We start from the raw sequence: 15,699 nt of genomic DNA on the forward strand, positions 1-15,699 counted from the left end.
TTTTATAGAGGAGTAGACCTCAATGTGGATGTTCAATATAGCAAACAGGGGAAGCATATCGTTATTTACCATTGAGAATAACATGAAAGGGGCAAGCAAAACAATAACAAAACAATTAATTATACAAATGTAAGCGTTTTTATGCAATTTTTTTTCTGATATTTGTGTGTTTAAGGAATTATTAAGCAATATTTTGGTATAAAATTGTATAATTTATACAAAAAACCCCCTGTAATGGGGGCTGTTTCGATTAATGGTCTCGATTTTCTGTTTTATGTTCCTGTGTTTTGTGATGCTCTGTTTTACGTGGATTCTGGAAGCTTAGAAATTCTAATGGTTTTGCACTCATTTTGGGATCAGTGAAGGTTTGTTCGGGTGCTTGCGGAAAGTCATTTTTGCCTCTGGACATTGACTACCCCTCCTGTATTACGCTTTTTGGGTGAAGACGACTTAGTTTTCCCCTAAAGCCAGAAGTTTGTCCGATCGTTTTTTTCCATATGTAAAATGGGAAAGACCCCATATCATTAATATGAATGGAGGTCTTTTCATTCATTGTTTATTTCTGTGCCATTTTAGCAAAGCAACGGTCTACTGCTTCTATTGTCTGTTTAATATCTGCCTCGGTATGGGCTGTTGTGATAAACCAAGCTTCATATTTAGAAGGAGCCAGGCAAATTCCTTCGTCCAATAACAAACGGAAGAATTGGGCAAACTGTTCTCCATCAGCACTTTGGGCACCGTCATAATCTGTAACGGTGACATCGGTAAAGTAAACAGCTAAAGCACCTTTTACGCGATTAATGCGAACGGTTACGCCGTGGTTTTCTGCAGCTTGACTGATGCCAGCTTCTAGCAGCATACCTAAACGATCTAGTTCTTCATATACACCGGGTTGTTTGAGCACTTCTAAGCATGCGATACCTGCTTTAATGGAGGCAGGGTTTCCGGCATGTGTACCAGCTTGGTAAGCCGGTCCAAGAGGTGCTACTTGCTCCATGATTTCACGGCGACCGCCATATGCGCCAATTGGCAAACCTCCACCAATAATTTTACCTAGGGCAGTCAAGTCAGGCTCGACTCCAAGTAGGTTCTGTGCTCCACCATAGCAGAAGCGGAATGCGGTGATTACTTCGTCATATACGACCAAGGCTCCAGCCTCGTGAGTCAGGCGATTGACTTCTTGTAGGAAGCCTTCTTGCGGCATCACGATACCAAAGTTACCAACGATAGGTTCAACTAAAACAGCGGCAATTTCATGTCCCCATTTTTCTAGCGCTTCTTTATAGGCGTCCACATTATTAAATGGAACGGTGATAACCTCATTAGCAATACTTTGTGGAATACCAGCGCTATCTGGAATACCTAGTGTTGATGGACCAGAACCAGCGGCTACTAATACTAAATCAGAATGTCCGTGATAGCAGCCAGCGAATTTAATGATTTTGGTTCGATTGGTGTAAGCGCGAGCCACACGAATGCATGTCATAACAGATTCTGTACCTGAGTTATTGAAACGAATACGTTCCATGGAAGGAATCGCTTCCCGAATCATTTCAGCGAAGGTAATCTCCCAAGGGGTAGGTGTACCATATAGTGTGCCATTTTGAGCAGCATCCACGATTGCTTTTGTAACGTGTGGATGAGCATGTCCAGTAATGATGGGACCGTATGCTGCCAGATAATCTATGTATTTATTGCCATCTGCGTCCCAGAAATAAGCTCCTTGTGCTTTGGTCATGACGACAGGAGAACCGCCACCAACGGCTTTAAACGAACGGGAAGGACTGTTTACGCCCCCTACAATGACACCATACGCTTGTTCATACAGTTTAGTTGATTGTTCACGATTCATGAATTCTTTCACTCCTTTTTCGACCCTTTTATCATAACATAGGATACCAAGTGTATTTGGGGCAAGTTTCTTTTTGCAAGTTATCATTCGCTCATATACACTATCTATCGTGGTAGTTACACCATAATGCTGGAGAGGAAGGAACGCGAGAAATATGATAAACGTAACGCAATTAGAGAAAGTATTTCGCATTCACCAAGCTCGCAATGGCTTGTCTGGTGCTTTTCGCGATCTTTTTCAACGAGAATATAAAACAGTACGGGCTGTTGATGAGCTTAGCTTTGAGGTACAAGCAGGTGAAATGTTTGCTTTAATCGGTGAAAATGGAGCCGGAAAATCAACGACTATAAAAATGCTAACGGGCATTTTGACTCCTTCTAACGGAGAGATTTTAATTAATGGCTATCATCCGTATCAGAATCGAGAAAAATATGTTGAATCCATCGGGGTTGTATTTGGACAACGTTCACAATTGTGGTGGGACTTGTCCCCATTAGAGTCGTTTCGTCTGTTGCGCCGTGTCTATAAAGTGGATGAGGAAGCTGGGCAAGCATGGCAGGATCGTTTAATAGAAGAATTGGATATGGGCTCGTTCATCCAGCAACCTGTGCGCAAATTAAGTCTTGGACAGCGAATGCGCTGTGAAATCGCTGCTGCTCTTATCCATAAGCCTAAGCTGTTGTTTCTCGATGAGCCAACAGTAGGCTTAGATGTACTGGTTAAACAAAAGATTCGTGACTTCCTAAAAAGTCTAAATGAAACGGAAAATACAACCGTCTTGCTTACTACCCACGATGTATCTGATATTGAGGCGCTATGTAAACGAGTGTTGGTTATGGATAGTGGCAAGTTGATTTTTGACGGACTCTTAACCGATTTGAAGGAGCGCTGGGGGAATAAGACAGAAGTAGTATTCCAATTTAAACAAAAAATGACAGCAGAGAATCTGCGTGCTACATTATCTGGGTTTGAATGTAGTATTGAGGGCATCAATGCGTACTCCCTGTCTGTGTCTTTCCAACATGAAAAGTTGCCAGCAATTTTGACTCAAGTGATGGCTAGCTTTGAACTAACAGATGTAACGATCAAAGAAACCTCTACGGAAGAGATTGTACGCAACATCTACTCGACGACAGGCGGGGGATTCTAGCATGTGGAAACTTTATCAAGAGTTGATACGAATTCGCTTTCTGACCATGCTTGCTTACCGGGTAAATTATTACAGCGGGATTATCATTTATGCGATTAATATCGGAGCCTATTACTTCTTATGGGGAGCAATCTATTCTGGGCAGAGCAATCTAGTTGGGATGTCTTTGGTTCAAATGACTTCTTATGTCGCGATTGCTTGGATGTCTCGTGCATTCTACTTTAACAATATAGACCAAGAAATAGGACAGGACGTTAGAGAAGGAAAAGTAGCTACCGAGCTTATTCGTCCTTATAATTACCTGTCAGTAAAAACAGCACAAGCATTGGGAGAAGGGATTTTTCGCCTTGTGTTTTTTGCTTTTCCGGGGCTTCTCATCGTGCGATTGTTTATTCCTTTCGAATTTCCGCATAGTGGGCAAATATGGGGGATGTACAGTGTAAGCTTGCTACTTGGTTTTGTCGTAAATACGCAAATCAATTTACTCACAGGCCTACTAACGTTTTTCTTCATGAGAAATGAAGGGATGATTATGGCAAAACGCATGGTTGTAGATTTGCTGTCAGGTGTAGTCATTCCGATTAGTTTCTTTCCAGGGGTAACCCAAACGATATTACAATACCTGCCGTTTCAGGCCATCAATTTTACACCTAGTATGATTTTTACAGGAGCACTCCATGGTGATAAAGCCTGGATAGCAATTGGCACACAGGTTATTTGGATCGCTTTATTGTTTATACCGATTATTCTGTTGTGGCAACGTGCAAAACGAAATTTGGTCGTGCAAGGAGGATAGCCAGATGGGGCAAGTTATACGTTTGTTTCAAGATTATCTCAGCCAGTATTTTAAAGTAAAACTGTCGTATCGGGCCAATTTCATCACTGAATTGCTGTCTAATATCGTAAGTGAACTGTTAAATCTGGTATTCATTCTAGTTGTATTCACTCATGTCCCGACCTTACAGGGCTGGACTATGTACGAGATTATTTTTATTTATGGATACTTTCTAGTACCATATGCTCTGTTTACAATGTTTTTTGGCTTTTGGGATTTTAATGAGCGCTATATTATCAAAGGAGAGATGGATCGTATCTTGACGCGACCAGTCAATCATTTAGCGCAAATTTCACTGGAATCCATTTCACCAGATCGTATATTTGGAGTACTAACGGGGTTGTTAATTATGCTGTACGCGGGATGGAAGCTTCAACTTACAATCTCCTGGTATGATCCCATTATCTTTATCCTGTTAGTATTGAGTAGTACCTTGATCTATGGTGGTGTTTATACTGCAATAGCGTCTGTCAGTTTTTATAGTGACTCACGCACGGGAATCGCTCCTATGATCTGGAATATTCAAAACTATGGGCGTTACCCAGTAGACATTTACAACAATGCAATTGCAATTTTGTTGAAATGGATTTTGCCATTTGCATTTGTAGGTTTCTATCCTTCCGCTTATTTTTTGAAAAAAGAAGCTTTATATGGGTATACAATGTTAACCCCTGTGATGGGAATTGTCATTTTTACCTTAGGGATTTTGATCTGGAATCAAGGTGTTAAAAAATATAGCGGTGCAGGTTCGTGAGGAAATAGCATAATAAATTGATATTGTCAGACATTGAAATTAAGGGTATAATAGTTTTGTGAGAAAAATTTCACATTCCTTCGGGGCAGGGTGAAATTCCCGACCGGCGGTGATGCGCATATCGAGCGTTAGCCCGCGAGCCACTTTTGCTATATAAGGCAGGAGTGTGCAGGATCTGGTGAGAATCCGGAGCCGACAGTACAGTCTGGATGGGAGAAGGATGACGACAGTACGATGCACACGTGCTTATTTCGCTGTGTCGGCTGAGGGAGGGGACTGCTCGATAAACAGCCCTTTATTTCCCTATACCCTCTGGATTATGGTAAAAATCGTCAGTATGCCCCTGAAGAAGCATGATGCTTTTTTAGGGGCTTGCTTTTTTATGCTTTTCTAAGAGCGGAACAGTCGTCGTATGCTTGCTTGGTTTTGGAGCGAAAGATAACACGCGGTTGCGGATTGCTGTTGCCATCTCTCAAGAAGGAGAAAGAAAAGAGAGGATGGTCAACATGCAAGGAAAAACAAGTCACACGATTCAAAGAGAACGTCTGAAAAAGCTAGTCACGATACCTATGCTTTCGGCTATTGCGTTTTTGCTGTACTATCTAGAGTTTCATGTACCGTTGATGCCGACTTTTTTAAAGCTTGATTTCAGTACTGTACCAGCCATTATTGGTGGGCTTGTCTTTGGACCAGCAGCGGGAGTATTGATTGAAGTTTTAAAGAATGGATTGCATCTTCTGTTAAAAAACACAGATGGCTTTATCATTGGAGAAATTGCTAATACGCTTGCAGGCGGAAGCTTTGTGTTTTTGGCTGTTTATACACAGCGATTATGTAAAAATAAAGTCGGTTTTCTTTTAGGTCTGTCAGCAGGTACGCTTGTTATGACAGTGATTATGGCTATGGCTAACTACTTTGTATTATTGCCGTTCTATGCTGTGCTCTACTCTATCTCGATGGAGCAATTACTACAAATGTTCCATATGGAAAGCTTATGGAGTATGATCTTACTTGGAATTGTACCTTTTAATATTATCAAAGGTGTCCTGCTGTCGCTTATTGCATACCCGGTATTTATAAAAATGTCCGCGCGACTTGGATTGATAGTTACCAAGCCCGTTTCGTCAAGTAAACCAGTTATTTCGTAAACTAGTACGATTCATGAATAAAATGCAAAGAAAAAAGAGGCTTCCCATTAAATAGAGGAAAGCCTCTTTTTTCTTTGCATTATTTACTGTCTATATTCCATCTTTTTAACAACCACTCCATCATCATCGAGGGTTCTGTAAACAATACATCAGGAGAGGGATCAAAAATCCCATTGCTTTGCGATGCAGGGAACCAATTCACACCAACCGCATAAATACCGGCAGCTCTAGCCGCTGTGATATCCGCTTGGCTATCTCCTACATAGAGAGTATTTTCCGGGTAAGCTTGGAGTTGTTTCATTGCATGAAGAATACCTTCAGGATGAGGTTTATGCTTTGATACTTCATCACCTGCTATGACGATTGGAAAATAATGAGTTAGACCTAACGCTCCGAGAGACAGATCAGCACTTCTTCTACCTTTCCCCGTAATAATTCCCATTTGAATACCTGCTTGTTGAAATGTTTCTAGCATGGTAAGCAGAGGTGCAGGGGTTACTAGCTCACGGTGCTCATCTACATATTTCTCGTAAAAACACTGAAGGGCGTCATCATATTTCTCCGGTGGAATCTTATTTTGGATAATTCCCGCTTCCGGTGGTCCGAATAATTCAATAATCTGTTGGTCAGAATACTCCTCTTGTAGAAACGTATAAAAGGTATGACGCATGGCCGTAAAAATAGCTGGTAATGTATCAGCTATTGTTCCGTCAAAATCAAACAGTACGGTATAGGCTTCGGAACTATGCATACACAACCACTCCTTTTTGAGTAACTATGGTTACTTACTCATCATCGTCTACGAATTCAGCATTATCTGGATCATCTTGGCGTGGTGAAGTTGGGAAGAGTAGATTTAGGTAATGGAAGTTTAGTCGATCGGCTGATGGCTTGTTGTCTTTAAATCGCTGGTAGAGATCCTTCATTTCACTAAAAAGTTGATTACGTTCCTCTTTAGTCAAATGTAAATTCCCAAAGTTATATGCAAAGGTGTCCTGATAATCCTTTCGTTTATCAATATCAGATGCAGCTAGATGATTCATGGTATAAAGAAGCTCCTGTTCAGTCGCATGCAAAGGAGAAAACATAATTTCGCTCAATTGTTGAGCATTTTCTTCCACGACGAGGTGCAGATTGGCCCTGATGACTTTCGCTATTGGCTGATAATATTTTTCGATAATGGAGCCTTTTACACGGGTATCTACTTGTTGTAACAGACCAACTTTTACTAATTCTTTAACATGGTAATGCAGCCGTGCTGCGTTTTCCCCTAGTTCAGTAGCAATTTGTTTTGCGGTTCGAGGCTCTAGGTCTTCAAAAAGCTGTAAAATTTTAACTCTTTCGGGCACAGCGAAGGATTTAAGTGCCTCAGGATCTGTTATTTCAAATACTTCTCTTATCACGTTAGCCACCACCAGGTTCTTCTTTTTCTATTTGGAAAGGTCGGAATTTTTACTATTATGTAATCGTAATGTTTTATTAAGTAAAGTGCAATGCATCTTCTCCCTTTTCTTTTTCCTAAACCTAACTTTTGTTACAATAAGAAAAATGAAGGAAAGAAGGGATTTTCATGTTGGAAGTAGGTCAAGTAGCACCAACTTTTAAAAAGCCTGCAAATAATGGTCAAACCATAAACCTAGAAGAGTATCGCGGCAAAAATGTCGTGCTTTATTTTTATCCAAAGGACTCCACACCTGGATGCACGACGGAAGCATGTGATTTTCGAGATTACCATGGTGATTTTTCCACTCTTAACACAGTCGTGCTTGGAATAAGTCCGGACAGTGTTACATCCCATGATAAATTTATTGCAAAACATGAGCTACCGTTCCCATTAATTGCGGATGAAGACCATAGTGTCGCAGAAGCGTATGGAGTGTGGGTACTCAAAAAAATGTATGGTCGAGAGTACATGGGTATTGAGCGTTCTACTTTTATTCTAGATACAGAAGGCAAAATTGCACAGATATACCCTAAAGTGAAAGTAAAGGATCATGTGCAACAAGTAGTAGCATACATAAAAGAACATCTAGTCTAAAAACAGCAAGAGGAGAGGAAGAAGACGATGAATTTGTCCTTGTCTTATATGATTGATACATTTGTCAAATTAGCACAGATTCCAAGCCCATCTGGTAACACAAATCAAGTAATTTCCTGGGTATCTGAAGAATTGAGTAAAAGTGGCGTGCACGTCGAGCGGACTAATAAAGGGGCATTGTTGGCTACATTATCAGGACGCAACAACGATAAGCATCGTCTGCTAACGGCTCATGTGGATACGCTTGGTGCTATGGTCAAAGAAATAAAAAGTAATGGTCGCCTAAAGCTTTCTATGGTGGGTGGCTTTGCATGGAATGCGATTGAAGGTGAACATTGCCAGATTGAAACAGCTACAGGACGCATTTATACAGGAACGATTTTGACCTCTAAAGCATCTGTTCACGTATATCGCGACAGTGGCAAGGCAGAGCGTACTGAGGATTTAATGGAAGTCAGATTGGACGAAATGGTGACGGATGCTCAAGAAGTCAAGGCTCTTGGAATAAGTGTAGGTGATTTTGTCTCTTTTGATCCGCGTACAATTGTTACGGAGAGTGGATTCGTGAAATCGCGCCATTTAGATGATAAAGCGAGTGTAGCAATCCTTTTAGGTATAATAAAAGCGGTTCAGGAAGATAAGCTAGAACTACCGTACACGACCCACTTTTTAATCAGTAATAATGAGGAGATTGGTTATGGTGGTAACTCTAGTATTCCAGTAGATACTGTAGAGTATTTGGCAGTGGATATGGGAGCTATCGGTACGGGCCAAACAACTGATGAATATTGTGTTTCTATCTGCGCAAAGGATTCCTCTGGACCTTATCATTATGGATTCCGTAAGAAGTTAGTTGCATTGGCGGATGAAAATGGACTTAATTATCAAGTCGATATTTATCCGTATTATGGTTCCGATGCTAGTGCTGCACTACGAGCTGGATATGATATTGTTCATGGCTTGATTGGACCAGGTGTTGATGCATCCCATTCGCATGAGCGTACACATTCATCTGCTTTTGATAATACTGCTAAATTAATCATGGCTTATATTTTATCGGACGAGTTGGTAATATAGGAGGGTCAGTGGTGAATATGTATCATTGGACTGACTATTATGATCTCACACAACAAGGATTAGCAGGAGATTTGGCTTTTTACGAAGAATATGCTAAAGCAGCAAACGGGGAAGTCCTAGAATTAGGATGTGGAACTGGACGAGTAACAATTCCACTCGCTAAGGCGGGCATCCATATGACAGGGCTTGAAATTTCTCAGGAAATGTTGGCAAAAGCAGTAACAAAGGCAGAAGAAGCTGGTGGAATCGAGAATTTGTCTTTTATTCAAGGGGATATGCGTCAATTCTCTTTAGGGAAAAAGTTTGGATTAATCATGATTCCCTATCGCTCGTTTTTACACTTGCTTCATATTCAGGAACAGTTGAAGGCGTTGCGCTGCATACGAGAGCATCTTCAGCCTGATGGCAAGCTGGTCTTTAATGTCTTTGTGCCGCATATCAAACATCTCTATGAAGAGAGCGAAAAATTGACATTGCGAGGCATGTATCCGTTGCAGGACGGACAGGAAGTTGCGATGTATGATTTTACTCGCTATGATTATTTTCAACAATTAGCAGAAGTGACACGTAGCTATGAACGTCTTGATAAAAATGGAAAAATGCAGGAGCGTGTGACTGGGCGTTTTACATTACGTTACGTCTTCCCGGCAGAATTGCATCACTTATTGCGTTTAGCTGGGTTCAAAGTTTTGGAACGCTACGGTAGTTTTGCAAAAGCTCCATTTGATGCAACCAGTACAGAATTCATTATAGTCGCTAGCCCAGCGTAATTTTTTACGTTGCTTATAAAAACGAAGAAAAGGTGGGTATGACATGAAGATTTATACAAAAACAGGAGACAAAGGTCAAACATCTTTAGTTTATGGCGTACGTGTTCCTAAGCATGCACCACGAGTAGAAGTATATGGAACGTGCGATGAGGCTAACTCGCATGTTGGGGCAGCAGTATCTTTTTTACCTAAAGAGCACAAATGGGCTGAATTGTTAGAGACGTTTCACCTGATCCAAACCAAGTTATTTCATATTGGAGCAGAGCTGGCTACACCTGAAGGGAAAAAGGTTGGTTGGCCTATCGTCGATGAGGACGTAGATTATTTAGAAAAGCAAATCGATCAGTTAGATGCGAAGCTGCTTCCACTGACTAATTTTGTTTTGCCAGGTGGAAATCCTGCGGGTGCTGCTCTTCACGTAGCTCGCACGGTAGTGAGACGTGCTGAACGCGGAGCTACCGAGCTTATGGAGACAGAACCAATTAACCCAATTGCTATTAAATATTTGAACCGTTTATCGGATTTTTTATTCGTAGCAGCTCGGTATGTTAATAGTCAGTTAGGAGAGACTGAACCTAATTTACATGAATAGAACTTCAAACAGCCTTTTCTTATATGTGTGTATAAGAAAAGGCTGTTTTTTATTCCGAACTCTTCCGATTTATCTTGTCTCCAATTTAGCCTGTGGAAGATATTCGGATATACCAGAGAAGAATTCAATTTTATTAATTTGAAAATCTTTGTATAATCTATCACCATTTTCACAATAGTTGCCTTCTTGTAACATCGTTAATTGGGTAGTAGTAATGGGGAAAAAGGAGAACCCTTGCATAATCCGAACGAGAGGTTTCATGAACCATAGTGGTACATGAAGCGTCTTTATATGTGCTCTCCCAATCGCATGTCCAATGATCTGTAAGATTTGCATGTAGGAGAGCTGTTGGGGGCCGCCTACTTCATAAATCTGATTGGTAGCTTGCTCATTGGTTAATGCTTGCGTAAAAGCCTCTGCTACCGTTTTCCGAGAAACAGGCTGCAAGAGATATGTACCACTTCCAATTACAGGGGTGAATGGGAGGCGTACTACATCAGCTAGCATAGTGACGAATTCATCGCCTGGACCAAAAATAACGGAGGGACGAAATATCACATAAGGTATTCCGGATACTTTTACCAGTTGTTCCGCTTCGTATTTCGTCTGATGATAGTCACTAGTAGCCTGAGGTCGTGTACCAAGTGCACTCATGAATAAAAAGCGACTGATAGATAGTTCTGTTGCTACTTGTAGTACATTGCGTGTACCTTCTACATGAATGCGAGAGAACGTAATTTTTTTACCTGACTGTTCTCTTATAATACCTACTAGATGAATGACCGCATCACAATCACGCATCGCTACACGAAGAGAATCGATAGAAAAAATGTCCCCTGGATGAATATGAAAGTGGTCTGTATGGAAAAACAATTGTTTAAGTTTCGATTCAGATCCTGGTCTATGTAAGCAGTGTACTTCATGGGAAGCTTCTAACAAGGCAGCGATTATGCCATGACCAACAAATCCTGATCCACCTGTTATGAATACCTTCACGGCAGTTCCTCCTTTACACCTCTTAATAAATTCATCATTCGATGAGATGCCTAGATATACCTGTATTTCTTACATATTCGTAGCCTAATCACATTAAAATACCATTTATGACCGTTTACATGTACCTTCTCGCGTTTTTTTCTCCATGTAATTACCTGCTGGAGGAGGGTTCGATCAAACTTTTTCATATGTTACAATAGAACGCATGCATAAAGTAAAACTGGTTCGGAGTATAGTAGGAGGGAAAAGGAAATGCGTCGATTATCCATGAAATTATTTTTACAGACGCTCGCGGATATGTTTCCTGATGCACATTGTGAGCTTACTCATAGTAACGCGTTTGAGTTGACCATTGCGGTACTTTTGTCAGCGCAATGTACAGATAAAAAAGTAAACCAAGTCACAGAACATTTATTTCAAAAGTACAAGACCCCAGAAGACTACTTAAAGGTTTCATTAGAAGAGCTTCAAGAGGATATTAGACAAATTGGTCTTTATAAAAACAAGGCTAAACACATCCAGTCGCTCTGTCGTCTGTTACTAGAAGAATACGGAGGAGAAGTGCCCAACAAGCATGAGGAGTTGGTAAAGTTGCCTGGGGTTGGACGGAAAACTGCCAACGTTGTGGTCAGTGTCGCATTTGGGGTACCAGCTATCGCTGTAGATACGCACGTAGAGCGAATATCAAAACGATTAGGATTCTGTCCTCAAGATGCTACTCCTGTTCAGGTAGAAGAAATTCTCATGAAAAAAATCCCGAAGAAGGAGTGGTCAGACACACATCATCGAATGATCTTTTTCGGTCGTTATCACTGCAAGGCACAAAGTCCGCAGTGTGACATTTGCCCATTAGAAGATGTATGCCCGACTCGGAAAAAAGCTCTAAAAGGAAATAAAAAGCCAAAAGTGTCATCTAAGAAGACATCCTGAGCGTAACGTATTGAATAAGAAGAGAGGCTTGGACAAGCTAATAAGGGGGAACAATCCCCAAATGTAAGCTTGTTATTGACGAACCTCCAGAATCAGCGTACACTTATTTATAACAATTCTAATTAGATTATTGTTAACGGATAAGAATATTTCTAATTACTTACTTTTAAAGGTCATATTATGTGAGGTGCATGGCGATGATGCAACAAGTCGAGAGAGCTGTCGAGATTTTAAAGAATCAAGGTGTTCGTATGACTCCGCAACGTCATGCCATATTAGCGTATTTACTTGAGACGATGACTCATCCAACTGCTGATGAAATTTATAAAGCATTGGAAGGGAAATTTCCTAATATGAGCGTGGCAACCATCTATAATAACCTGCGAGTATTTAAAGAAGCGGGGTTGGTTCGCGAATTAACATACGGAGATGCTTCCAGTCGATTCGATGCGAATGTAGAAGATGAACATTATCACATTATTTGTTCTGAGTGTGGGGCTATTCAGGATTTTCACTTCCCGTACTTATCACAGGTAGAAGCGGCAGCCTGTGAACAAGCTAACTTTCATGTTTCTGGGCATCGTATGGAAGTTTATGGTGTATGCAATAGCTGTCAAGAAAATAAGCCAAAGTAATGGCAAGTGTTTCGAAGAACTCTTCATGTCAGGTATACGACGTGTAGGGTTCTTTTTTTTACTTATTTGATAGCATAAATTGGCATGGATGACGTATAAGTTCAACTAAGCCGTATTCCATGCAGAAAGTAAAAAGTCTCTACAATGAGCGTGATTCGACATTTTATGAATTTTACCGCAAAATGTACAGAAGTTTGTAACCAAATAGCTCTCAAAACTGTCTCTATAATGAAGAATAAACTGAACTCAGATACATTGGGAGGAGTCATGAGCGTACATTTAGAGACGTCAAAGCGTCCAAGTCGAAAAAGAAGAAGGAATAGGCTTTTTCCTAAGGTACTATTTTTGGTCATGCTTGCTGTAGTAGGATATTTTATCTGGATGTATTTTCAAACCGGTAGTCATCAACGAGTTACTCCTTATGACGGGCGCCAACAGGTAATTGTACATAAAGGAAAAGCAGTTCCGCAATCCTATCAAATGAAAGAAGACGAGGTACTGCTACCTTTTTCATTTTTAAAGGAACAAATCGATCAGCACTTATTCTGGGATGAACCTAGTCGCTCTGTTATCATCACTACCAAAGATAAAGTTATCCAAATGCCGAGCGAAAAATTACAAGCATTTGTTAATAAAAAACCAGTTGATTTACGTGTGCCTGTCACAATTATTGACGGAGAAAAATACGTTCCAGTAAGCCCGTTAGAAAAGATATATGGTATTCATCTACGTAAGATGGAAGGCAGAGATGTTATCGCAGTGGATAACAACGGTGATACAATCCAGCAGGGACAAGTTAGTTCTGAAAAAGATAAGCCGTTACCATTGAGATTGGATGCTACGAAAGAGAGTCCTATTGTCTCTGATCTTGCATCCGGTCAAAAAGTAATTATTTTAAATGAAACAAATGGATGGTATCATCTTTTATCTAATGAAGGTGTTCTTGGTTATTTGCCAATGGATCAGGTTAAGAAATTAGATTCTTATCAGGTAGAAGTGAATGTTGATACTCCGAAGGAACGAAATACTGCCTGGAAGCCGGATGGACAAAAATTAAATGTAGTATGGGAGCAAGTTGTTAATCGAAATCCTAAATTAGACAGCATCCCTAAAATGTCTGGATTGCATGTAGTAGCTCCTACATGGTTTGAATTAAAAGACGATAAAGGAACGGTCGGCAATAAAGCTGACGCTTCATATGTAAGATGGGCTCATCGTGAAGGATTTAAAGTATGGGCAGTCGTATCTAATGGATTTAATCCAGACTGGACAAAAGCAGTGTTATCTGATTTTGAGACTCGTCAAAAGATGATTACACAGATTGTGCAATATGCTAATTTGTATCAAGTTGACGGAATTAATCTTGATTTTGAGGATGTTTATCTAGATGACAAGCAGCGCTTCGTCCAATTTGTTCGTGAGTTAACACCGTATTTACATGAACAGGAGTTAACGGTGTCTGTTGATGTTACGATGATGCATGGAAGCGATCGTTGGTCTAATTTCTTAGATCGTAAGTCATTAGCTGAAACGGTGGATTACACGATGTTGATGGCTTATGACGAACACTGGGGTTCTAGCCCTGTAGCTGGTTCCGTAGCGTCATTACCATGGGTAGAAAATGGTTTGAAGCAGGTGTTGACGGAAGTACCTAAGGAAAAACTGTTGTTAGGTATGCCTTTCTACACCCGTTTATGGAAGGAAGTAAAGCAAGATGATGGCAGTGTAAAGGTGTCATCTCGCGCTTTATACATGTCGGGGGCCAAAAAGTGGATGGAGGAGCGCAAACTTACAGCCACTTATGATGAGACCACGGGACAAAATTACGTCAGCTATTATGATAAGCAAGAAAATGCGACGTACAAAATGTGGTTGGAAGATGAGACTTCGCTCAAAAAACGAATTGAGGTTTCAAAAAAATATGATTTGGCAGGGGTTGCCTCATGGCGCCGTGGCTTTGAAGAGCCAAATATTTGGCAGCATATTGATAGCAATTTAAATTAGAATGAAACAAAAAGGCAGGAGATATTCTCGCTGCCTTTTTTCTATTAAGAACGTATCTTCTGTTCAAGCGAAGATGGAGGTTCTGGGGAATCTTCTTCCAGTAAAAGTGGTTGGCCACAAAACATACAAGCATCTTCTTTTCCAAGCATTTTAGTTACTTTGCCACAAGAAGGGCACTGCACCTGTGGGGATGTAGTTGAGACCATACCGGATACCATATATAAAACTGTACTTACCATCATCATCAGAAAGCCGATAATTAGGATGATTGTAAAGGTCATATGAGAACCTTTTAGCTGTTGACTAATAGCACCAAGCAGTGGAATGTCGGCAAACCATTTGAAAAAATAACCGGCAAAAGATATATACCCTATGTACATGAGGATGATACCGATAAGCATATTCCAATTAGCCCATCCACGAATTCTCTTAATCTTACTTAAATGGTCTACATTTTTCATAAGTGCATACCTCCCGTTGTCAGTATAGCACAAGCATTCAAAAAAGTTTTATAGTTATTTCCATAGTCAGGATATTGTAATGTGCTTCTTGGAATTATGCATACTAATTCCTAACATGGATGTTTTTACAGAGGTGGAACTTTAATAGAGAGGAAGGAAACTTTCTTGATATAGCGAACCTGTTAAAGTAGTTAAGCCATTCGTGATTATTTACAGTAAGAAGATCGGGGTGGGAGGTGTGGGAGCGATGAAAGAAAGCTTGCTGGAGTATCATCAGCAGTATTTATGGGAAAAGACCATGCATACGGATGTTTTGTCTATTATGGCTATCGAGCAAGCCGAAAAAATTAAGCTTCTTTCAGAAGGTGCTGACCTCATTTCCTTTATTGTTGTGAATAATCACGAACCTAATTGGCTGATCAAACAGTATCAATTTAAAAAGGTTGCTTTGGAGGAG

18 protein-coding genes and 1 riboswitch (1 of these 19 only partly in view) are annotated in these 15,699 nt (G+C 40.4%); of the genes, 12 read left to right on the forward strand and 6 right to left on the reverse strand.

All coding sequences use genetic code 11. From position 1 onward, the window contains the following. Positions 1–250: 250 nt before the first annotated feature. Complete coding sequence (locus tag ACQV1I_RS03825) at positions 251–409, reverse strand: hypothetical protein (protein WP_018672461.1); 159 nt, start codon at positions 407–409, stop codon at positions 251–253. A gap of 147 nt (positions 410–556) precedes the next feature. Further along, entirely contained in the window at positions 557–1,852 is a 1,296-nt protein-coding gene (locus ACQV1I_RS03830) for a glutamate-1-semialdehyde 2,1-aminomutase (protein WP_116334780.1), read from the reverse strand. A 154-nt stretch (positions 1,853–2,006) separates the two neighbouring features. On the opposite strand from ACQV1I_RS03830, the gene ACQV1I_RS03835 reads away from it, so the two are divergent. The 4 genes from ACQV1I_RS03835 (at position 2,007) to ACQV1I_RS03850 (ending at position 5,739) form a co-directional block, all read left to right on the forward strand. Next, positions 2,007–3,002, forward strand: a complete 996-nt coding sequence (locus ACQV1I_RS03835) for an ABC transporter ATP-binding protein (RefSeq protein WP_094701371.1) — start codon at positions 2,007–2,009, stop codon at positions 3,000–3,002. A gap of 1 nt (position 3,003) precedes the next feature. Further along, entirely contained in the window at positions 3,004–3,798 is a 795-nt protein-coding gene (locus ACQV1I_RS03840) for an ABC transporter permease (protein ID WP_018672464.1), read from the forward strand. Positions 3,799–3,802: 4 nt separating this feature from the next. After that, on the forward strand, positions 3,803–4,591 hold the full coding sequence (locus tag ACQV1I_RS03845) for an ABC transporter permease (RefSeq protein WP_116334779.1): 789 nt from the start codon (positions 3,803–3,805) through the stop codon (positions 4,589–4,591). Positions 4,592–4,663: 72 nt separating this feature from the next. Further along, a riboswitch (FMN riboswitch) is annotated at positions 4,664–4,816 on the forward strand. A 281-nt stretch (positions 4,817–5,097) separates the two neighbouring features. After that, positions 5,098–5,739, forward strand: a complete 642-nt coding sequence (locus tag ACQV1I_RS03850) for an ECF transporter S component (RefSeq protein ID WP_026315231.1) — start codon at positions 5,098–5,100, stop codon at positions 5,737–5,739. A gap of 79 nt (positions 5,740–5,818) precedes the next feature. On the opposite strand, the gene ACQV1I_RS03855 is transcribed toward ACQV1I_RS03850, so the two are convergent. Beyond that, positions 5,819–6,490 (reverse strand): HAD family hydrolase, encoded by a 672-nt coding sequence (locus tag ACQV1I_RS03855; protein ID WP_116334732.1) that lies wholly within the window; start codon positions 6,488–6,490, stop codon positions 5,819–5,821. 34 nt (positions 6,491–6,524) lie between these two features. After that, positions 6,525–7,151: a winged helix-turn-helix domain-containing protein gene (locus tag ACQV1I_RS03860; RefSeq protein ID WP_018672468.1), complete on the reverse strand. Its 627-nt coding sequence runs from the start codon at positions 7,149–7,151 to the stop codon at positions 6,525–6,527. A 158-nt stretch (positions 7,152–7,309) separates the two neighbouring features. Between ACQV1I_RS03860 and bcp the strand changes: the two genes are divergently transcribed. The 4 genes from bcp to ACQV1I_RS03880 are packed head-to-tail and all read left to right on the forward strand — an operon-like array spanning position 7,310 to position 10,216. Further along, positions 7,310–7,777, forward strand: a complete 468-nt coding sequence (bcp, locus tag ACQV1I_RS03865; protein WP_116334731.1) for a thioredoxin-dependent thiol peroxidase — start codon at positions 7,310–7,312, stop codon at positions 7,775–7,777. Positions 7,778–7,804: 27 nt separating this feature from the next. Further along, positions 7,805–8,854 (forward strand): M42 family metallopeptidase, encoded by a 1,050-nt coding sequence (locus ACQV1I_RS03870; RefSeq protein ID WP_116334730.1) that lies wholly within the window; start codon positions 7,805–7,807, stop codon positions 8,852–8,854. A gap of 17 nt (positions 8,855–8,871) precedes the next feature. Continuing rightward, positions 8,872–9,624 carry a class I SAM-dependent methyltransferase gene (locus ACQV1I_RS03875; protein WP_094701381.1) on the forward strand — a complete coding sequence of 251 codons (753 nt, stop codon included), beginning with the start codon at positions 8,872–8,874 and terminating at the stop codon, positions 9,622–9,624. Between the two features lie 43 nt (positions 9,625–9,667). After that, positions 9,668–10,216, forward strand: a complete 549-nt coding sequence (locus ACQV1I_RS03880; protein ID WP_104033803.1) for a cob(I)yrinic acid a,c-diamide adenosyltransferase — start codon at positions 9,668–9,670, stop codon at positions 10,214–10,216. Positions 10,217–10,285: 69 nt separating this feature from the next. On the opposite strand, the gene ACQV1I_RS03885 is transcribed toward ACQV1I_RS03880, so the two are convergent. Next, entirely contained in the window at positions 10,286–11,212 is a 927-nt protein-coding gene (locus tag ACQV1I_RS03885; RefSeq protein WP_116334729.1) for an NAD-dependent epimerase/dehydratase family protein, read from the reverse strand. Between the two features lie 252 nt (positions 11,213–11,464). Between ACQV1I_RS03885 and nth the strand changes: the two genes are divergently transcribed. The 3 genes from nth to ACQV1I_RS03900 all read left to right on the forward strand — a co-directional run bounded on the left by nth (position 11,465) and on the right by ACQV1I_RS03900 (position 14,781). Next, a complete protein-coding gene (gene nth, locus ACQV1I_RS03890; protein ID WP_018674408.1) occupies positions 11,465–12,142 on the forward strand; it encodes an endonuclease III in 678 nt (225 codons plus the stop codon). 197 nt (positions 12,143–12,339) lie between these two features. Next, positions 12,340–12,777: a Fur family transcriptional regulator gene (locus tag ACQV1I_RS03895; RefSeq protein WP_018674409.1), complete on the forward strand. Its 438-nt coding sequence runs from the start codon at positions 12,340–12,342 to the stop codon at positions 12,775–12,777. Positions 12,778–13,044: 267 nt separating this feature from the next. Next, on the forward strand, positions 13,045–14,781 hold the full coding sequence (locus tag ACQV1I_RS03900) for a glycosyl hydrolase family 18 protein (RefSeq protein ID WP_116334728.1): 1,737 nt from the start codon (positions 13,045–13,047) through the stop codon (positions 14,779–14,781). A gap of 44 nt (positions 14,782–14,825) precedes the next feature. Here ACQV1I_RS03900 and ACQV1I_RS03905 read toward each other — a convergent pair whose 3' ends face one another. Beyond that, complete coding sequence (locus ACQV1I_RS03905; protein WP_094701378.1) at positions 14,826–15,242, reverse strand: DUF2614 family zinc ribbon-containing protein; 417 nt, start codon at positions 15,240–15,242, stop codon at positions 14,826–14,828. A gap of 247 nt (positions 15,243–15,489) precedes the next feature. Between ACQV1I_RS03905 and ACQV1I_RS03910 the strand changes: the two genes are divergently transcribed. Then, on the forward strand, positions 15,490–15,699 hold the beginning of the coding sequence (locus ACQV1I_RS03910) for a nucleotidyltransferase-like protein (protein WP_094701379.1). It continues 678 nt past the right edge of the window; the window shows 210 of its 888 coding nt (coding positions 1–210); it begins with the start codon at positions 15,490–15,492; the stop codon falls past the right edge of the window.

Origin of the sequence: Brevibacillus sp. JB24b (genome assembly GCF_051713385.1) — a bacterium.
In the GTDB taxonomy this organism is placed as follows: Bacteria; Bacillota; Bacilli; order Brevibacillales; family Brevibacillaceae; genus Brevibacillus_B; species Brevibacillus_B laterosporus.